This is a genomic window from Cupriavidus sp. MPR-AND1C (genome assembly GCF_058809705.1).
The window spans coordinates 1-19,379 of the sequence record NZ_JBXASU010000026.1; the positions used below are offsets into that span (position 1 = coordinate 1).

At 67.2% G+C, this 19,379-nt stretch carries 18 protein-coding genes; 3 read left to right on the top strand and 15 right to left on the bottom strand.

Annotation, left to right across the window (positions count from 1 at the left end):
- Window positions 1-338 precede the first annotated feature (338 nt).
- The 13 genes from AC1RWI_RS16075 to AC1RWI_RS16135 all read right to left on the bottom strand — a co-directional run bounded on the left by AC1RWI_RS16075 (window position 339) and on the right by AC1RWI_RS16135 (window position 14,961).
- A complete protein-coding gene (locus AC1RWI_RS16075) occupies window positions 339-1,175 on the bottom strand; it encodes a shikimate dehydrogenase family protein (RefSeq protein WP_043352931.1) in 837 nt (278 codons plus the stop codon).
- A 105-nt stretch (window positions 1,176-1,280) separates the two neighbouring features.
- A complete protein-coding gene (gene gabD, locus AC1RWI_RS16080; RefSeq protein WP_043352934.1) occupies window positions 1,281-2,729 on the bottom strand; it encodes an NADP-dependent succinate-semialdehyde dehydrogenase in 1,449 nt (482 codons plus the stop codon).
- Window positions 2,730-2,868: 139 nt separating this feature from the next.
- Window positions 2,869-3,609 (bottom strand): SDR family NAD(P)-dependent oxidoreductase, encoded by a 741-nt coding sequence (locus tag AC1RWI_RS16085; protein ID WP_043352936.1) that lies wholly within the window; start codon window positions 3,607-3,609, stop codon window positions 2,869-2,871.
- 14 nt (window positions 3,610-3,623) lie between these two features.
- Window positions 3,624-5,024 (bottom strand): dihydrolipoyl dehydrogenase, encoded by a 1,401-nt coding sequence (lpdA, locus tag AC1RWI_RS16090; RefSeq protein ID WP_043352937.1) that lies wholly within the window; start codon window positions 5,022-5,024, stop codon window positions 3,624-3,626.
- 10 nt (window positions 5,025-5,034) lie between these two features.
- Window positions 5,035-6,267 carry a pyruvate dehydrogenase complex dihydrolipoamide acetyltransferase gene (locus tag AC1RWI_RS16095; RefSeq protein ID WP_492867413.1) on the bottom strand — a complete coding sequence of 411 codons (1,233 nt, stop codon included), beginning with the start codon at window positions 6,265-6,267 and terminating at the stop codon, window positions 5,035-5,037.
- A 1-nt stretch (window position 6,268) separates the two neighbouring features.
- Complete coding sequence (locus AC1RWI_RS16100; RefSeq protein ID WP_492867415.1) at window positions 6,269-6,757, bottom strand: VOC family protein; 489 nt, start codon at window positions 6,755-6,757, stop codon at window positions 6,269-6,271.
- 45 nt (window positions 6,758-6,802) lie between these two features.
- Entirely contained in the window at window positions 6,803-8,992 is a 2,190-nt protein-coding gene (locus tag AC1RWI_RS16105; protein WP_492867417.1) for an alpha-ketoacid dehydrogenase subunit alpha/beta, read from the bottom strand.
- Window positions 8,993-9,050: 58 nt separating this feature from the next.
- Window positions 9,051-9,875, bottom strand: a complete 825-nt coding sequence (locus AC1RWI_RS16110) for an SDR family NAD(P)-dependent oxidoreductase (protein ID WP_492867419.1) — start codon at window positions 9,873-9,875, stop codon at window positions 9,051-9,053.
- Window positions 9,872-10,606, bottom strand: coding sequence for an ABC transporter ATP-binding protein (locus AC1RWI_RS16115; protein ID WP_043352949.1), 735 nt, complete (start codon window positions 10,604-10,606; stop codon window positions 9,872-9,874). Before AC1RWI_RS16115 ends, AC1RWI_RS16110 begins: the two co-directional genes overlap by 4 nt.
- Window positions 10,603-11,361, bottom strand: coding sequence for an ABC transporter ATP-binding protein (locus tag AC1RWI_RS16120; RefSeq protein WP_043352950.1), 759 nt, complete (start codon window positions 11,359-11,361; stop codon window positions 10,603-10,605). The genes AC1RWI_RS16115 and AC1RWI_RS16120 overlap by 4 nt, the downstream gene beginning before the upstream one ends.
- Window positions 11,358-12,653 (bottom strand): branched-chain amino acid ABC transporter permease, encoded by a 1,296-nt coding sequence (locus AC1RWI_RS16125; RefSeq protein WP_492867422.1) that lies wholly within the window; start codon window positions 12,651-12,653, stop codon window positions 11,358-11,360. Before AC1RWI_RS16125 ends, AC1RWI_RS16120 begins: the two co-directional genes overlap by 4 nt.
- A gap of 2 nt (window positions 12,654-12,655) precedes the next feature.
- The gene (locus AC1RWI_RS16130) at window positions 12,656-13,597 is read right to left on the bottom strand and encodes a branched-chain amino acid ABC transporter permease (protein WP_492867424.1); all 942 of its coding nucleotides are present in this window, start codon (window positions 13,595-13,597) and stop codon (window positions 12,656-12,658) included.
- 116 nt (window positions 13,598-13,713) lie between these two features.
- Entirely contained in the window at window positions 13,714-14,961 is a 1,248-nt protein-coding gene (locus AC1RWI_RS16135; protein ID WP_492867426.1) for a branched-chain amino acid ABC transporter substrate-binding protein, read from the bottom strand.
- Between the two features lie 426 nt (window positions 14,962-15,387).
- Between AC1RWI_RS16135 and AC1RWI_RS16140 the strand changes: the two genes are divergently transcribed.
- A complete protein-coding gene (locus AC1RWI_RS16140; RefSeq protein WP_492867504.1) occupies window positions 15,388-16,092 on the top strand; it encodes a FadR/GntR family transcriptional regulator in 705 nt (234 codons plus the stop codon).
- A gap of 78 nt (window positions 16,093-16,170) precedes the next feature.
- Here AC1RWI_RS16140 and AC1RWI_RS16145 read toward each other — a convergent pair whose 3' ends face one another.
- Together AC1RWI_RS16145 and AC1RWI_RS16150 are read right to left on the bottom strand one after the other, a co-directional pair.
- Window positions 16,171-16,728 (bottom strand): hypothetical protein, encoded by a 558-nt coding sequence (locus AC1RWI_RS16145; protein ID WP_144409918.1) that lies wholly within the window; start codon window positions 16,726-16,728, stop codon window positions 16,171-16,173.
- 87 nt (window positions 16,729-16,815) lie between these two features.
- On the bottom strand, window positions 16,816-17,730 hold the full coding sequence (locus AC1RWI_RS16150) for a LysR family transcriptional regulator (RefSeq protein WP_043352959.1): 915 nt from the start codon (window positions 17,728-17,730) through the stop codon (window positions 16,816-16,818).
- A 116-nt stretch (window positions 17,731-17,846) separates the two neighbouring features.
- Between AC1RWI_RS16150 and AC1RWI_RS16155 the strand changes: the two genes are divergently transcribed.
- Together AC1RWI_RS16155 and catC are read left to right on the top strand one after the other, a co-directional pair.
- Window positions 17,847-18,968: a muconate/chloromuconate family cycloisomerase gene (locus AC1RWI_RS16155; RefSeq protein ID WP_043352961.1), complete on the top strand. Its 1,122-nt coding sequence runs from the start codon at window positions 17,847-17,849 to the stop codon at window positions 18,966-18,968.
- 37 nt (window positions 18,969-19,005) lie between these two features.
- On the top strand, window positions 19,006-19,284 hold the full coding sequence (catC, locus tag AC1RWI_RS16160; protein ID WP_043352963.1) for a muconolactone Delta-isomerase: 279 nt from the start codon (window positions 19,006-19,008) through the stop codon (window positions 19,282-19,284).
- Window positions 19,285-19,379 lie beyond the last annotated feature (95 nt).

Below are 19,379 nucleotides of genomic sequence, written 5' to 3' on the forward strand. Positions count from 1 at the left end.
CGCATCGCCTTAAGGCGATACTCAGACATGGGTCCCTCTTTTCCGCTCTTTTTGGCTGCCGACGAGGCGCCCCATACGGCCTGTACACCTTGACGGCTCGCTTCGCATCGCGGGTTGGTGTGGCCCGCCCCTCGGGCGCTCCGCACGGCTACACCGAATCGGCGTCTGGCGGCAGCGCTCTTGCTTTCGTCCTCGGATATCGCGCGTTTGGGCTTTCGCGCGGGGCGGTATCTGCCGGCGCGCCACCGTTTGCTATCCACCGGCTTGCTCCCCTCTCCCGCTTGCGGGAGAGGGGCGGGGGGAGAGGGCGGGCGTTCGTTATGCCGCCGTGCTCGTGCTCAGTCCGCCGGCCCCAGGATCCGTTCGACAAACTCCGGTGCCAGCGCAACGCCAAGGAAGCGCGCGATCTCCACGATCTGCCCATACAGCATCCATTGACCGTGATGCACCGCGCAGCCGCGTTCGCGCGCGGCCTTCAGCAGCGGGGTATCGCCATCGCGGATCACCGCCTCGCAGACCAGCGTGCCTGCGCCTAGTTGCTCGGCGGGGAGCGGTGTGGCGTCGGTATCGCGCAAGCCGAGCGCGGTGGCGTTGACGACCACGTCGAAGCCGGCGGGGTTGTTATCGCCGGCGCGGATCGAGACGGTCGGCAGCACGGCTTTCAGGCTCGCGGCCAGTTCTTCGGCCTTGTCGGCGGAGCGGTTGTAGATGACCAGTTCGGCCGGCTGCTCGCGCGCCATGGCGTAGGCCATCGACTTGCCGGCGCCGCCGGCGCCAAGCTGCAGCACGCGCTTGCCAGACAGGCTGTGGCCGCGTTCACGCAGGCCGGCGACGAAGCCGTCGCCATCAAAGTTGCCGCCGACCCAAAAGCCTTTCTGGCGGTCGAAGCGCATCGCATTGACGGAGCCGAGCAGGCGCGCGGCATCGGTCAGTTCGCCACAGATGGCCACCACCGCCTCCTTGTGCGGCATGGTGACGACGAGGCCTTGCAGGTTTTGCGCGGCCGGCGCGCCGGCGAGGAATGTCTGCAATTGCGCCGCATCCACATGAAAGGGCACGCACACGGCGTTCAGGCCCTGGCGGGCGACCGAGGCATTGAAGAGTTGCGGCGTGCGCACGTGCGCGATGGGGGCGGCGATGATGCCGACAAGCTGGGTATTGCCATCGATCTGCATTGCGGGATTCCGGGTGACGTGGAAGTGGGCGAGGGAGAGGCGAGACGGAGAAAAGGAAGCGGGAGGCGGGACGGATGCGCGCCGTCCCGCGGGCATGGCGATGGCTCAGATGCCGGCCATGCAGGTGTATTTGATGACCAGATAGTCCTCGATGCCGTAGTGCGAGCCTTCGCGGCCCACGCCCGATTGCTTGACGCCGCCGAAGGGCGCCACCTCGTTCGAGATCAGGCCGGTGTTGACGCCGACCATGCCGTACTCCAGCCGCTCGGAAACGCGCCACACGCGGCCGAGATCGCGGGCGTAGAAATAGCTCGCCAGGCCGAATTCCGTGTCGTTGGCCATGGCGACGACTTCGTCCTCGGTCTCGAAGCGGAACAGCGGCGCGAGCGGGCCGAAGGTTTCTTCACGCGCGACCAGCATGCCGGGCGTCACGTCGGCCAGCACGGTAGGCTCGAAGAACGATTGCCCGAGCGCGTGACGCTTGCCGCCTTGCAGCACGCGCGCGCCCTTGGAGATCGCGTCGGTGATATGTTCCTCGACCTTGGTCACGGCCTTGCCGTCGATCAGCGGTCCGATGCGCACGCCGTCTTCCATGCCGTTGCCCACCTTCAGCGCGCGTACCGCCGCGACCAGCTTTTCGGCGAAGGCGTCATAGACCTTGCTGTGCACGTAGAGGCGGTTGGCGCAGACGCAGGTCTGTCCCGCGTTGCGGTACTTGGACACGATGGCGCCTTCGACGGCGGCATCCAGGTCGGCATCCTCGAACACGATGAAGGGCGCGTTGCCGCCCAGCTCCATCGAGACCTTCTTGATGGTGGACGCCGTCTGCGCCATCAGGGTACGGCCGACTTCCGTCGAGCCGGTAAAGGTGAGCTTGCGCACCAGCGGGTTGCTGCTGAGCTCGCCGCCGATGGCGGCGGCCGAGCCGGTGACGACCGACAGCACGCCTGCGGGAATGCCGGCGCGTTCCGCCAGCGCCACCATCGCCAGCGCGGTCAGCGGGGTTTGCGAGGCGGGCTTGACCACCATCGTGCAACCTGCCGCCAGCGCCGGGCCGGCCTTGCGCGTGATCATGGCCGCGGGAAAATTCCACGGCGTGATGGCCGCGCACACGCCCACCGGTTCCTTGGTGACGACGATGCGCTGGTTGCTGACCGGTGCGGGGATGGTCTCGCCGTAGACGCGTTTGCCTTCTTCGGCGAACCACTCGATGAACGAGGCCGCGTAGCCGATCTCGCCGCGGGCTTCGGCAAAGGGCTTGCCTTGCTCGGCGGTCATGATGCGGGCGAGGTCGTCCTGGTTCGCCAGCAGCAGTTCGAACCACTTGCGCAGCAGCGCGGAGCGTTCCTTGGCGGTACGCGCGCGCCAGGCCGGCAGGGCGCGGTTGGCGGCCTCGATGGCCTGGCGCGTTTCGTCGGCGCCCAGCAGCGGCACCTGGCCGACGCGCTCACCGGTGGCGGGATTGGTCACGTCGATATGACGCTGCGCATCGGTCCAGCGGCCATCGATATAGCACTGCTGGCGCAGCAAGGAGGGGTCTTGGAGTTGCAACATGGTCTGGTTCCGGTTCCGTAGCGATGTTGGGGGGATTCGGCGCAGCGCCGCTGACGGCAGGTTAGCAGGATCCGGCGATCTCGTTTGGCCGCCGGAGGGATGATCAAGCCGCGATTCAAGCCGCGATTCAACCTGCGATTCAACCCGCGATATACAGCCCGCCATTGACGTGCAGCACCTCGCCGGTGACAAAGCTGGCCGCATCGCTGCACAGGAAGCCGATGGCGGTGGCGATCTCGCGGGGGTGGCCGAGGCGCTTGAGCGGTGTCTGCTCGACGGAGTCGGCGCCGCGTTTCTGGATCAGCTCGGTGGTCATCGGTGTCTCGATCACGCCCGGCGATACAGCATTGACGCGGGTGCGCGGCCCGAGTTCCCGCGCCAGGCTGCGGGTGAGGCTGAGCAGGCCACCCTTGGAGGCCGAATAGTGCGCATTGTAGTAAGCGCCCCGGTGCGCCGCCACCGACGTCAGGTTGACGATGGCGCTGTTCTCGCGCAGCGCGGGAATGGCGCGGCGCACAAGATAGAACACGCCATCGAGATTGATCGACAGCGTCTGCCGCCATTGCGCGTCGCTCATCTCGGCCACTGGCTGGGCCTGGTACAAGCCTGCCGACGGCACCAGGAAATCGATGCCGCCGAAGCGCGCCTGCGCGAGCGCCACGGCGCGCTCGCAATCGTCGGGGCTGGCGGCGTCCATGCGCATCGTGGCGATGCGCTCACCGCTCGGGTCCAGCTCGCGGGCAAATCCGGCGACGCCGGCTTCGTCCAGATCCGTCAGTACCAGGTTGGCGCCTTGCGCCAGGAACAGTTTGGCCGTCTCACGGCCGATGCCGCCGTTGGCCCCGGTCAGCAGCAGCGTGCGTTGATCGAAGTTGTACATGTTGTCTCCCGTGTTCAGATATGCAGTGCGCGCCCGTAGGCCGCGAGCACGGCTTCGTGCATGGCCTCGGACATGGTCGGGTGCGGCAGGACAGCGGCCATCAGGTCGGCCTCGGTGGTCTCCAGCGTCTGCGCGATGGCGTAGCCCTGGATCATCTCGGTGACCTCGTCGCCCACCATATGGGCGCCGAGCAGTTCGCCGCTGCCTGCGTCGAACACTACCTTCACCAGGCCGGCAGTGCTGCCCATGGCAATGGCCTTGCCGTTGCCGGCGAAAGGGAACTTGCCGACCTTGACGGGATGGCCGCGCTCCCTGGCCTGTGCCTCGGTGAGTCCCACGCTCGCCACTTGTGGATGGCTGTAGGTGCAGGCCGGAATTCGTGTGGCATCGAGCGCATGCGGATGCAGCCCGGCAATCCGCTCCACGCAGATCACGCCTTCGTGGCTGGCCTTGTGCGCCAGCCACGGCGGGCCCGCCACGTCGCCGATGGCATACACGCCGGGCTCATCGGTGCGGCCGAAGCCGTCGGTGACGATATGCGTCTTCTCGACCTTGACGGCGGTCCGCTCCAGGCCGAGGTCTTCCACGTTGCCGACAATGCCTGCGGCCACCAGCACGACGTCGACGTCGACTCTCGCGCCGCCGGACTTGCCGCCTTGCAGCTCGATGGACCAGCCCTGCCCCTTGCGCTCAGCGCTCTGGATGCCGGTGCCCGTATGCAGCACGATGCCTTCCCGGGTCAGGCTGCTTGCCACCTGCGCGCAGATGTCGGCATCTTCCACCGGCAGGATGCGCTGCGCCATCTCCACCACCGTCACCTCGGCACCCACCGCGCGATAGAAGCTGGCGAACTCGATGCCGATGGCACCGGCGCCAACGATCAGCATGCGCTTTGGCACCACGGGCGGCGCCAGCGCGTCGCGATAGGTCCAGACCGTCTTGCCGTCCGCCGGCAGCGCGGGCAGCTGGCGGGCGCGTGCGCCGGTGGCGAGCAGGATGTGGGCGGACGACACGATGCGCGTCTTGCCATCCGTCGCGGTGACTTCTAGCTTGCCCTTGCCCGCCAGCCGTCCGTGGCCGTTGAGCACGGTCACGCCGTTCTTCTTCATCAGGTGGGCCACGCCCTTGTTGAGCTGCGCGGCCACCGCGCGGGAGCGGGCCACCATGGCCGGCAGGTCGGCGGTGGGCGGCGCGGCATGCACACCGTAGGCCGCTGCGTCCTTGACCAGCCGCAGCACATCGGCGCTGCGCAACAGCGCTTTGGTGGGAATGCAGCCCCAGTTCAGGCAGATCCCGCCCAGGTGCGCTTTCTCGACCAGCGCGGTTTTCATGCCTAGCTGCGTGGCGCGGATGGCGGCCACGTAGCCGCCCGGGCCGCCGCCCACGACGATCAGGTCAAATGAGGAGTTCGCCACGTCATGGTCCTTAGATCAGCATCGACAAGGGGTTTTCAAGCAGGCGCTTGAACGCGGCCAGCCATTGGGCGGCCAGCGCGCCGTCGATGGCGCGGTGGTCCACCGAGAGCGTGCAGCGCATGACCTGCCCGGCCTTCAGCGCGCCGCCTTCCACCACCGGCACTGCTTGCGTGGCGCCCACGGCAAGGATGGCGGCCTGCGGCGGATTGATGATGGCGGAGAACTCGGACACGCCGAACATGCCCAGGTTGCTCACGCTGAAGCTGCCCCCCTGGTACTCCTCGGGGCGCAGCTGCGAAGCGCGCGCACGCGTGGCCAGGTCGGCGATTTCGGCGCTGATGACGGACAGCGGCTTCGTATCGGCAGCGCGCACGATGGGGGTGATCAAGCCGGCGTCCGTGGCTACCGCTACCGCGATATCGGCCTGCGGATACTGGCGCATCGCCGTATCGGTCCAGCCCACGTTGGCCGCCGGCACCTCACGCAAGGCGACCGCGACGGCGCGCACGATGAAGTCGTTGACCGAGATCTTGCGCGGCGCATTCGCGTTTATCTGCGCGCGCAGCGCCAGCAAGGGCTCCATGCGGCAATCCGCCGTGAGGTAGAAATGCGGGATGGTGGCCTTGCTCTCGCTCAGCCGGCGCGCGATGGTGCGGCGCATATTACTGTGCGGGATTTCGGTGAATGCATCGCTGGCCTGGGCTTGCGGCGCGGCGGGGCGCGCAACGGCAGGTGCGCTGGCAGCGGCCGCAGCGGTGGCGGCCTGCTCGATATCGCGCTTGACGATGCGGCCATTGGGCCCGCTGCCGCGCAATGCCGCCAGGTCCAGTCCGCGCTGCGCCGCCAGGCGGCGGGCCAGCGGGCTGGCGAAGATGCGTGTGGCTTGCGCCGAGGCGGCTTTGGCAGCCACCATGGCCTGGCCAGCGGATTCCGCCTTGGCCGGCGGCACTTGCGCGCCGCCACCCGCCGCCGCGATCAGCGCATCGATATCCGCGCTGGTTTCGCCATTGACCAGCAGCACGCCGATGGGCGCGCCCACTTCCACGTCCTGGCCGGCCGCCACCAGGCGGCGGGCGAGCACGCCGGCCGAATCGGCATTGAGCTCGACCACGGCCTTGTCGGTTTCGATTTCGGCGATGCACTCGCCCACGGCAATCGTATCGCCTTCGTTCTTGGTCCACGCTTGCAGCGTGGCCTGGGTGGCATTGGCCGCCACCTCGGGCATGCGTAGCAGGGTGGCCATGTCAGGCAGTCCTCGGCTGTTGCAGGTCGGGGCGATAAGCCGCGATATCCGCGTACTGCACGATCTCGAGCACGTTGCCTTCGGGGTCGCGGCAGAACGCCAGGTAGGTGCCGGGGCGCACTTCGATGCGCTGCGGGCCGGTCAGGAACTCCACGTCGGCAGCGAGCAGCTTGTCGACGGTGGCCTGGATGTCGTCCACGATAAACGTGAGGTAGGTGGCGTTGGCCTTGTCGAGGATGTACTCGGGCGCTGCCGCAGGTGCGGGCGCTTGCACCGGGGCCAGCAGCTTGATGCGCTCGCCATGGTTCGTCTGCAGGCGCACGGCGGTATAGCCGCCGGCGTGCATGGCGGCCTGCACGGCGCTTGCCGCAGGCACGGCCACTTCGCTGACGAAGGCGAAGCCCAGCACCTGCTCGTAGAAGTGGCGCATGCGGGGCAGGTCGCGCACGGCGATGCCGACCTCCAGGGGAACAATCATGTTCAGGGTCATTGGTATTCCTTGGGTTCGTTCAGTTGGCCAGGCGGGCTTCCGGACTCACGCCGCGCCCTTGTCGCGCATCACCTGGCGCAGGCCCTCGGCCACTTCCTCGGTGCGGGCGGCGGCGGCGCGCTCCAGCACCTTGGAGATGCTCGGCGCGGCTTCGGCGCCGGTCACGCGCTGCACGGGCTGGTCCAGCCAGTCGAAGTAGCGGCGCTGGATCTCGTCGGCCAGCCATCCGCCGTAGGAGGTGCCCCGCGCGCCTTGTTCCACGATCAATACGTTGTTGGTCTTCCTTACGCTCTGCGCGATGGTGTCCCAGTCAATGCTGGCGCGGTCCAGCCAGCGCAGGTCGATCACCTCGGCGTCGATGCCGGTCTGCTCCACCGCTTCGAGCGAGTGGCCGACCATCGACAGGTACGTGATGACCGTGACGTCGCTGCCGCCGCGGCGCACCGCCGCCTTGCCCACCGGCAGGTGATAGTCAAAGTCATCCACGGGGCCCACGCCCGAGGCGTTGTACAGGTCCACATGCTCGATCACCAGCACCGGGTCCTTGCACGCCAGCGCGGTGTTCATCAGGCCCACGTAGTCGAACGGCGTGGAAGGCGCCACGATGCGCCAGCCCGGGTTGGTGGCGAAGATGCCGGCCGGGTCCATCGAGTGCTGCGAGCCATAGCCCGTGCCCATCGCCACCTTGGTGCGCAGCACCAGCGGCACGTCGCTCTCGCCGCCGAACATGTGGCGCGCCTTGCCGATCTGGTTGAAGACCTGGTCGGCCGCCACCCACATGAAGTCCGGGTACATGAATTCCACTACCGGCTTGTAGCGGCCATCCAGCGCCAGCCCGCCACCCAGGCCCACGAACGCGTTCTCGCTGATCGGCGTGCCCAGCACGCGGTCCGGGAAGTTGTCGCGCAGGCCGCGCGTGGCGCCGTTGGTGCCGCCCTTGAGGCGGTGCACGTCCTCGCCCATCACCACCACCGACGGATCGGTCTGCATGCGCCGTTGCATGACGTCCGCCACCACGTCGATGAATTTGCGCTGGTCCAGCTTGCCGCAGAAGCCGGCCTCCTCCTCGCAGCGCAGGCCTGCCAGCTCGCTCAGGTCGCCACGGATGCCCACATCGCGGAAGTCCGGGCTCGGCCACAGCTCAGGCCGGATGCGGCGCTTGCCCGGCTTGCCGGAAGGATCGGCTTCGGTCAGTGCGGCCATCGCGTCGCGCATGGCTTGCTTGATGCGCTCACGCAGCGCGGCGACGTCGTCGGCGCTGATCAGGCCGCGCGCCTGCATGCGGCGCGCCATCAGTTCGAGCGGGTCGCGCGCGCGCCATTGCTGCTCTTCGTCCTTGCTGCGGTAACCGAAGGCGCTCCCCGGGAAGGGGCCGTTCTGGTGGAAGAAGCGGTAGAGATCGGCTTCGATGATCGTGGGGCCCTTGCCGGCGCGCATGTGCGCGAGCGCTTCGCGCGTGGCCAGGTACACCGCCAGCGGGTCCATGCCATCGACCTTCCAGCTCGGGATATTGAAGCCCATGCCGCGCGCGGACAGGCGCGGCTCGGCGGTGGACTCTTCCACCGTGGTGGAGACGGCGTAGCGGTTGTTCTCGATAAAGAAGCACAGCGGCAGCTTCCACGCGGCGGCCAGGTTCATGGTCTCCAGCACCGAGCCGATATTGACCGCGCCGTCGCCGAAGTAGGTGATGGCGACCGCATCCGTGCCGGCATGCCGGTGCGACCACGCCGCGCCCGCGGCCATGGGCACGCCGCCGCCCACGATGGCATTGGTGCCCAGCGCGCCGGCTTCGGCCCATTGCAGGTGCATGGAGCCGCCACGGCCTTTGCAATAGCCCTGCGCCAACCCCAGGATTTCCGCCAGCGTGCGTTGCAGCAGCGTTTGCACGTCCGCCGGCAGCGGCGCGCGCGGGTCGATGCCGTTGGGCGCGAGGTAGCCCAGCGCCTTGGAGATGAACTGGTGATGCCCGCGATGCGAGCCATTGATCTGGTCCGCGCCGGTCAGCGCCACGATGGAGCCGGCGGCGCCGCCTTCCTGCCCGATGCTGGAGTGCGCCGGGCCGTGGACCAGGCCTTCGGCGGCGAGTTCGAGCACGGCTTCCTCGAAGCCGCGGATCAGGTGCAGGTGGCTCAGCAGGGTGCCGAGCAGGGCCGGGTCGGCCTTGGCCCAGTCTTCATCGGTGGTGCGCAGTTCCACCCATTCGGCGGCGGGGCGCAGGGCGCTACGTTCAGACATTTGAGAATCCTTGATTACCGTTCGATGGTGCTTTCAATCGTGTTGGGGGACTGCGTGCTCAGAAACCGTCGGCGGTCCAGCCGCCATCGGAGACCAGCGCATGGCCGGTGATGAACGCGGCCGAGTCCGAGGCCAGGAAGAGGGCGACTTCCGCCATCTCCTCAGGTGCGCCAAAGCGGCGCAGCGGCGTGCGTGCCAGCAGCGCCTCGCCGTCGATGGCCTTGCTGGCCAGCAGCGTTTCCATCAGCGCGGTGCTGGTGTAGCCTGGGCAGACCGCGTTTACGCGGATGTTGTACTCGGCCCATTCCGCCGCCAGCGACTTGGTCAGCGACACCACGCCAGCCTTGGCGGCGCAGTACGCCAGGCGCCGTGCGGACGAGGCCAGGCCCCACATCGACGCGGTGCTCAGGATGGAGCCGCCGCCCTGGCGCACCATGCGGCGCGCCGCCGCCTGCGTGCAGAAGAACACGCCGGAGAGGTCGATATCGATGGCGCGGCGCCAGTCGTCGGGGGTCAGTTCCAGCGACGGCTTGTTCATCGAGATGCCGGCGTTGTTGAGCAGGATGTCGATGCGGCCGAAGCGGGCCTCGGTGGCGGCGCAGGCTTGTTCCACGGCCTCGGGGTCGGTGATCGAAGCCTTCACGATATCGACCTGCACTTCCGGGTAAGCCGCTTCCAGCTCCGCCTTGGCGCTGGCGAGTCCTTGCGCATCCAGGTCCAGCAGCATCAGGCGCGCGCCGTGCCGGGCAAAGCCGTGCGCCATCGCGCGGCCGATGCCGCTGGCGCCGCCGGTGTTGAGCACGACCTTGCCGGCCAGGCCGGGGTAGCTGGCGCGCGCAAAGGGCTGCGCGTTCGGGTATCCAATAGGCAAAGAGGTGCTCATACGGCTAACCAGTCCTTCAGAAGTTGGGTATTGGAGGTGAGTTGTTCGGGCGTGCCTTCAAAGACGATGCGGCCGTGGCCCATCACGCAGACGCGGCTCGATACCTTCAGCGCGATGGCGAGCTTTTGCTCCACCAGCACCACCGAGACGCCCCGGCGGTGAATGTCCTGGATGGCCTCGCCGACGACCGTCACGATCTTTGGCGCGAGGCCTTCGGTGGGCTCGTCGATCAGGATCACCAAGGGGTTGCCCAGCAGCGAGCGGCACATGGTCAGCATCTGCTGCTCGCCGCCGGAAAGACTGCCGGCCTTGGTGTTGCGGCGCTCCTTGAGGCGCGGGAAGTAATCGAACATCTGCTCGAAGGTCCATTGCGGCGCGCCTTCGGTGGCGCGCTGCTCGCCCATGCGCAGGTTTTCGTCCACGGTCAGGTTGGCGAAGACCTCGCGCTCTTCCGGCACATAGGCAATGCCGCGCCGGCAGATCGCATACGATTGCGCGCCGGCCAGATCGCGCCCGCGTAGCCTGATGTGGCCAGCGCTTGGCGGCACCAGGCCCATGATGGCCTTGAGCGTGGTGGAGCGGCCCGAGCCGTTGCGGCCCAGCAGGCTTACCACTTCGGCCCGCCCGACGTGGAAATCCACGCCGTGCAGGATGTGGCTCTTGCCGTAGTGCGCGTGCAGTCCTTGCACGCTCAGCAGCGCATCGGCGCCTTGTATGGACTGCGCGCTCATACCGTGACCTCCTCGCCCAGATAGGCTTCCTTGACGCGTGCGTTGTTGCGGATCTCGTCGGGCGTGCCGGTGGCGACGATCTCGCCGTAGACCAGCACGCTGATGCGGTCGCTGAGCGAGAACACCACGTCCATGTCGTGCTCCACGATCAGCAGCGTGCGGCCCTGCGCGATCTCGCGGATCAGGCCGGCGGTGTAGTCGGTTTCCTCCTGCGACATGCCCGCCATCGGCTCGTCGAGCATGATGACCTTCGGGTCCGAGGCCAGCGTCATGGCGATCTCCAGCGAGCGCTGCTCCGAATACGACAGCTCGCCGGCGATGGTTTGCGCGCGCCCGGCCAGCCGCACCTGTTCGAGCAGGTGCTGGGTCTCGTCGCGCACGGCACGCACCTTGTGGGCGAACTTCCACAGCGTGTATTGCAGGCCGTGGCGCCGCATCACGGCCAGGCGCAGGTTCTCGAAAACCGTGAGGCCCGCGAAGATATTGGTGATCTGGAACGAGCGCGCCAGGCCGCGATGGTTGATGCTCTGCGGCGACAGGCCATGGATCGGCTCGCCGTTGAGCAGGATCTCGCCCTTGCTCAGGGGCAGGCGCCCGGAGATCAGGTGGAACAGGGTGGACTTGCCGGCGCCGTTCGGGCCGATCAGCGCGTGGCGTTCACCGCTGACGAGATCGAGGTCCACGCCGCGGATGATGTCGACGTCACCGAAGGATTTGCGCAGTCCGCGCAGGGAGAGCATCGCTTGCGTGTTCATGCCGGTTTCCTCCGGACGTTGGTGGCCGTGGTGGCGGGGGCGTCGATGGCGGCGGTGGTGTCCTTCAGGTGCAGCCAGCGGCCGTTGGCCAGGCGGGCCGTGGCGATGCCGGCCACCAGCAGCGCCGCGGGCGCCAGCCAGGTCAGCGGCGAGATGGGATCCCACTCGCGCCCAAACAGCGCAATCGCGGGCCAGCCTCCACCATTCAGGGCAGCCATGGAGCGGTAGTCTTGCGAGAAGAAGCGCTGCAGCATCTCCACCGTGAATACCGTGCCGCCTGCGAGCAGCAACGTGCCGATGACGAACGCCAGCGCTATCGGCAGCAGCGCACGCAGGCCATAGGTCTTGCTGTGCGTGGCGAAGGACTTGATCAGCCCGGCGAGGCCCGTCGGCAAGAACATCATCACCAGCACGAACACGATGCCCTGGTACAGCAGCCACGAGCGCGTCAGGTCCGATACCGCATAGCCGAAGAAGGTCATCACCGCCGCGCCCAGTGCCGGGCCGAGGAAGATCTTTACGCCGCCGATATAGCTGTTGAGCACCACCGCGGCGGAGGCGGATGACTCGAACACGACGTAGTTGGCCGCCTCCATGTTGAGTGCCTGCAGCGCGCCGGCGATGCCAGCGAACATGGCCGAGACGGCAAACACCAGCACGCCGAGGCGGTGCGTGTCATAGCCGAGAAAGCGCAGGCGGTTGGCGTTCTCCCGCAGGCCCAGCGTCAGGCGGCCCACCGGAGTCAGCGTGAACAGGTACAGCAGCGCCAGCGACAGCAGCACCCAGAACAGGGTCAGGTAGTAGACCTGGTTGCTGCCGCCGAAGGCGAGGCCCCATGCCGGCATGCGCATGGTGGACAGGCCTGCTTCGCCGCCGAACCAGCCCTTCAGGTGCGGCGCCAGCGAGTGCAGCAGTTCGGCCAGCGCCAGCGTGATCATGGCGAAGTAGACGCCGGTACGCTTGGTGGCGAACCAGCCGGCGGCCAGGCCGGCAACCAGGCCCATGGCGCCGCCGGCCAGCGGCAACAGCGGCGTGGGCAGCAGGCCGTTGCCGCCGAAGGCGTTCATGGCGTGCACGGTGGCAAAGCTGCCAATGCCGAAGTACGCCGCATGGCCAAACGACAGCATGCCGCCCTGGCCGCTGAGCAGGTTGAACGAGGCCGCGAACAGCACCGCGATCAGCATCTGGATGGATGCGTTGACCAGCGATTGCGACAGCACCATCGGCAGCGCCAGCAGTGCGCCCGTGCCGAGCAGCAGCAAGGTCTTCTGCGTGTTGGAGAGCTTGGTCATGGTTACTCCTTCTCGCCCATCAAGCCCGACGGACGGACCAGCAAGATCAGCAGCATCAGCGCGAACGGGATCGTCCCGGCCAGGCTGGAGAGTTTCAGGGTCATCAGCCCTCCGGCTTCCTCGGCCCAGGCGCCCGCCCCGGCCAGGGCCAGCAGGTCGGCCAGGCTGCGATCGATGCCGACCGAGAACGACGTGATCAGCCCGATCAGCAGCGAGGCGAGCATGGCGCCCTCCAGCGAGCCCAGGCCGCCCACTACCACCACGACGAAGACCATCACGCCGAGTTCCAGCGCCATGTTCGGGTTGGTGGTGTAGAACGCGCCCGCCACCGCGCCGGCCAGGCCCGCCAGCGCCGCGCCGATGCCGAACACGCCCATGAAGACCAGCGGCACGTTGTGGCCCAGCGCCTCGGCCATGCGCGGCTTGTAGATCGCCGAGCGCACCACGATGCCGACCCGGGTGCGCGTGAGCAGGAGGTAGATCACGGCGAACATGGCCACGGCGATGCCGCCCATGAACACGCGATAGAAGGGGTAGGAGGACACGCCCAGGCGGAAGGCCGCGAAGTCCAGCGACGCCGGGAGGCGGTAGTCCACCGGGAAGTTGCCGAAGAACAGCTTGATCAGCTCGGCAATGATGAAGGACAGGCCGAAGGTCAGCAGCAGTTCGTGCGCGTGGCCGTGGTGATGGACGCGGCGCAGGAAGAACCGCTCCACCGCCACCCCGACCAGTCCGACCAGGACCGGCGAAACCACGATGGCCGGCCAGAAGCCGATCGTGCCTTGCAGCGCATAGGCAAAGTAGGCGCCCAGCATGTAGAACGACGCATGGGCGAAGTTGAGCACGCCCATCATGCCGAAGATGAGGGTCAGGCCAGCGGAGACCATGAACAGCAGCAGGCCGTAGATGGTGCCGTTGAGCAATGAGACGACGAGGTATTCCATGAGGCTTCCTTGGAACGAGCCTGTGCGGCCAACTGGCGCATGGCCGTACTTGCCGGCGCCCGCGCCGCGGCGGCGCGAGCGTGGCTGATGTTGCTAGGGTGGCTTGGACAGGGGAATCAGCTGGGGCGCTGCATCTTGCAGCTGGCCTGAGGTGGCGTGGCGGCCTCGGCGGCGGAGAAGGTCTTGACCGGCTTGAAGCCCATGTCGGTACCGTCGACCTTGAACCTGGCGTCCTTGGCGACCACGGATACCACCATCGGCAGCAGCACCTGGTGATCGGCGGCGCGCATGCTCATCTCGCCCAGCGGCGATCCGACCTTGGCGGTTTCGAGCGCCTTGGCCAGTGCGCTGGTGTTGAGCTTGCCGCCTTCCGGCTTCACGGTCTTGAGCGCCTCGCCCAGCATCTGCACCGCGAACACCGTCTGTGGCTCGATGTAGGCGGGCATATGGCCCTGCCTGGCCTTGAAGTCGCTGGCAAAGCGCTCACTGTCGGCGCCACCCGCCTCGGCATTGAAGGGGTGGGCAACATAGTGGCCCAGCGCCACGTCGGCGGCGTTGCCGATATTGCCCGGCTGGTCGAGGAACACGGTGGCGAAGCGCGTCTTCAGGCCGGCCGCCTTGCTGGCCTTCATCAACAGCAGCAGGTCGTTGGACCAGTTGCCGGTGATCACGCTGTCTGCCTTGGCAGCAGCGATCTTGGCGACGTAAGGCGAGAAGTCCTGCACCTTGTTGACGTCATGCAGCGTCTTTTCCACCACCGTGTAGCCGCCGGCGGCGGCGTAGTCGCCGATGGCCTTTTCCATGTCGATGCCCCAGGAGTAATTCTGGTTGATCGAGTACACGCGGGTGCCCAGCGCGCGGAGCGGCTTCATCGCACCGACCAGCGCCTTGACGCGGATCTGCGCATTGGTGGCGAACTTGAAATGGTAGAAGTGGCACTTCTCGCCGGTCAGCTCCATCGCCTCGCCGCCGACGTTCATGAACAGGATTTCCTTGCCCGGATTGCGCAGGTTGAACTTGCGCACGTCCTCGGTGATCTGGCCGGACACGGCCGACGACGAGCCTTGCATGACGATCTGGGCGCCATCGGCAACGGCCGCCTTCAGCTTGTCCGCCGCGCCTGCGGGGCCGCCCTGGTTGTCGTACTCCACCAGTTGGAGCGGCTCGCCGTTCCAGCCGCCGGTGGCGTTGATCTTGTCGATCGCATAGCGCGCCGCTGCGCGGAACATCAGGCCGGTGGATGCCTGCGGGCCGGACAGCGTCTCGACCAGCGCAATCTTCACCGGCGCCGCCGATGCCGTGCCCGCCAGCACGGAGAGTGCCGCGGCTGCGAACAAAGGACGGGTAATGCGGCTACCGCTCATGGGTGTCTCCTGGCTATTGTTTGGGTTCATCTGGCGGGCGCCGAAACCGGCCCGCCATAGTGGTCTGACCTGTAGTTAAAGTGGTCTGACAGGTTTACTATAGGGAGATGGGCGGCGGTCGTCAACGGCGACTTGCGCGCCATGCGGGTTTCTACTGAGCGTCCGATCGGACGTGTATCCGCGTGGCGGAACGAGGGGCTTATACCGTTGTGGAGCTTGGCTTACGGACGAATAACGGATGCCGGCGCCGCTTCGTGCTGGTACATTCCACACGTTTCATGCGCGCTAAGACGTGCTACATTGACCTGTAAGACCAATTTAAGATCGAGCGCCAGCCAGAGGCTGGCTGGCGCCAGGGAGCCCGTATTGAACAAGACCGTGCCCGGTGCCGCGGCGCCGCCGCCCACCCAGCGCCCGGAGGGAACCATGTTCCATCCCGAGCCCAGACACCTGCCGGACGAAATCGCCAGGCGCCTGATCCAGGCGATCCAGGCGGGCGAGTTCGCCGTGGGCGACCGCCTGCCCAGCGAGCGCTTGCTGTGCGAGCAGTTCTCGGTCAGCCGCGCGGTGGTGCGCGAGGCCCTGTCGCAGCTCAAGTCGGAGGGGCTGGTTGCGCCCAAGGCCGGCAGCGGTGTGTTCGTGACCGAGCGCAGCCAGCGCCAGGCGTTTCGCATGCAGGATGTGGCCATCGACGAGAAAGACTCGCTGGCCATGGTGATGGAACTGCTGGTGACAATCGAAGTGGCGGCCACCAGGTTCGCGGCCATGCGCCGCACACCGGAAGACCTCAAGCGGATCCGGCGCGCGCTGATCGGCATGGAGTACGAGATCGCCAACGACAGGTTGGGCGATGAAGAGGACTTCGCCTTTCACCAGGCCATTGTCGAGGCGACGCACAACCCGCACTTCCAGGCCTTGAGCGAACACCTGGAGCACGGCGCGCGGCGCGTGATCCGGCAGGCGAGGAGCAATACCAAGAGCCATCACGCGGACATGGTCGAGGCCGTGCAGGAAGAGCACAAGACCATCTACGTCGCGATCGCGGCGGGCGATCCCGAGCGCGCGGCGCAGGCGGCGGAAACCCACCTTCGCAACGCCGCCAAGCGGCTGAACATGTACCTCAAGGGGTGACAGGCGGGATGACGGGCGGGGTGACCGGCAAGCGCCGATGGGCAGTCCGCGTTCTAGTCCCGCCTGGGCTTGCCTGACTTATTCCAGCCCGGCCGGGCCCAACTGGAAGCGCTGGCTCAACCGCTCGCCGCTGGCTAGCAAAACGCTCACTTCCACCCCCGATGCCATCGTCTGGCAGGCCGCGCGGCTGGTGCCGGAGACCGACACGCTGGCACCCTGCGGGCAAACGCACACGGCATGCCCCTGGCCCTCGGTATCGACCGTGACCGCACCGTAGCCGGCCCGCATCGACAGGCCGGACGCCTGGCGCCAGGTCCATGCGCACGGGGGCACAGAGGCGGTAATGTCGGTGCCGTCGCCCCGCAGCACCGCGGCGGTGGCGGTGACCCGGGGCACACCGGGCGTCAGCGGCGTGTCGGCGTAGGTGAGTTGCAGGCGCAAGGCGCAGTCCGGCGCCAGGGCGGAGGTAGCGTTGCGCGTCGTGGGCGGTTGGAGCAAGGTGAGTGCTACCTCACCTTGCTCGCCGCGCCAGACCTTGCGCAGCGTGTCCCCGCACGCTTTTAGCAGCGCAATGAGCAGGCCGCCTGGCCGTGGCGCGGCGCGGCCCGATAGTGACCCTGAGTGCATCGATGGCACGATTTCCCCGTATCCTTTTTATAAAGGCACTCTACAAACCGAGCGGCCTTCGCGCATCACCCATTCATGGGATGCCACCGGGTTTTCTCATGGCCGGCGCGGGATTTCGGCCGATGGCGGTGTCCCGGCCAGTTCGCCGACGCGCCTGACCACCTCGGCCAGTAATGCCGAGCTGTCGTCGCTGCGATAGCTCATCATCACCGGCGAGGTAAAGCCGGGTGCATCAATCGGCACGTAGGCCACATCGTCGCGGTGCAGGCGCTGCACCGATGCCGGCACCAGGCAGATCCCAAGCCCCGCAGCCACGAGGCCGATGGCGGTCTGCAGCTCATTGGCCTCCTGCGCCACGCGCAACTGCAGGCCCTGCGTGCGGAACAGCGCCAGCACGTGGTCGGCGTAGCTGGGGCGGGGCCGCGCCGGGTAGAGCACGAAGGGGTGGGCCGCCAGTTGCGCCGGCGTCATGGGCGGGCCAGCAAGCGCCGGGTGGCCGCTGGGCACGGCGGCCACCAGCGTTTCGGCCATGACCACCGTGCGGGTGATGGCCGGGTCGTCCAGCACGATGCGGCCGAAGCCGATATCGATGCGCCCGGCTTTCAGCGCTTCCAGCTGCTGTACGGTGGTCAGCTCCGACAAGCCCACCTCCAGCGCCGCATCGGAGCCCCGCACCAGCCGGATCAGTTCCGGCAGGAAGCCATAGAGCACCGATGGCACGAAGCCGATGCCGAACCAGCGCTTTTCATTGCGGCCGATGCGCCGCGTGCCTTCCACCATCTCGTCGATGCGCTGGTTGAGCTGCAGCGACTGCTCCAGCAGGAAGCGGCCGGCCTCGGTCAGCCGCACCGCGCGCGAGGAACGGTCCAGCAGCACGGTGCCGATTTCGTCCTCCAGCTGGCGGATCTGGCGCGACAGCGGCGGCTGGGCGATATGCAGGCGCTCAGCCGCGCGGGTGAAGTTGAGTTCGGCCGCAACGGCCTGGAAATAACGCAGGTGACGTAGCTCCATGACCTCGTCCTTTCATACTTTAAAGGTATTGATCGGGACATACTCGGTCTTGGACACCCTGGATGTCAAGCCACATACTGCTTCTCAACGTATTCCATACTTGGCAGACCCCCAGCATGAAAGCAACCGTCACCTCCGTCGAAGCCATCCTGGTCGACTTGCCCACCATCCGGGCGCACCAGCTTGCCATGACCACCATGCAGCGCCAGACCCTGGTGATCGTGCGGCTGCGTTGCAGCGACGGCATCGAGGGGATTGGCGAAGCCACCACCATCGGCGGCCTGAGCTACGGCGACGAAAGCCCCGAGGGCATCAAGCTGACCATCGATACCTACCTGGCGCCTGCACTGGCCGGCATCGATGCGTGCAATATCCACGCCGCCATGCAGCGCCTGGCTTCGGTGGCGCGGGGAAATCGCTTCGCCAAGTCGGCGCTGGAGTCCGCGCTGCTCGATGCGCAAGGCAAGCGCCTGGGCCTGCCCCTGTCCGAGTTGCTGGGCGGCGCGGTGCGGCCGAACCTGGCCTGCCTGTGGACGCTCGCCAGCGGAGACACCGGCCGCGATATCGAAGAAGCCGAAACCCTGCTGGCCGAGCGCCGCCACAACACCTTCAAGCTCAAGATCGGCCGTCGCAGCGTGCGCGATGACGTGGCCCATGTGTCCGCCATCAAGCGCGCGCTGGGCGACCGTGCCCGCGTGACCGTGGACGTCAACCAGGCCTGGAACGAAGCCGATGCCGCCACCGGCATCGCCATGCTGGAAGCCGCCGGCATCGATCTCGTCGAGCAGCCCGTGCCGCGCGAGCAGCGTGGCGCGCTGGCCCGGCTGGCGGCACGCTTCGTGGTGCCGGTGATGGCCGATGAGGCCGTGTGCGGCCCCGAGGATGCGATGGAACTGGCGCGCATCGCGGGCGCGGACGTGTTCGCGCTGAAGATCTCCAAGTCCGGCGGCATCTTCGAGATGCTGCGCACAGCGGCGGTAGGCGACGCGGCCGGCATCGCGTTGTACGGCGGCACCATGCTGGAAGGCAGCGTGGGCACCATCGCCGCTGCCCACGGCTTTGCCACGCTGCCGCGGCTGGCCTGGGGCACCGAGCTGTTCGGCCCGCTGCTTCTCAAGGATGATGTGGTGACGGCGCGCCCCGAGTACCGTGACTTTGCCTTGCACCTGCCGGTTGGCCCGGGGCTTGGCCTGACGCTGGACGAAGACAAGCTGGCCCACTACCGCCGCGCCGCCTGAGGCGCTGCCCAAGCAAACCTAGACCGAGGATTCAAGCATGTTGTTTCTGGTGAGAATGGACGTAAAGATGCCGGCAGACATGCCGCCCGCGCAGGCCGACGAGATCAAGGCGCGCGAGAAGGCGTACTCGCAGGACCTGCAGCGCCAGGGCAAGTGGCCGCATCTGTGGCGCGTGGTGGGCGAGTACGCCAACTACAGCGTGTTCGATGCCGAGTCCAACGACGAACTGCACACCATGCTCTCCAGCCTGCCGCTGTTCCCGTACATGGAAATCCATGTCACGCCGCTGGCCAAGCACCCGTCGTCGATCAAGTAAGCGGGCCGGCTCGCCGTTACCCTGAATACCGCAGCGGCCCCCGATGGCCGCTTTCCAACACCAAAACCAACACCAACTCCGAATCCATTTGGAGG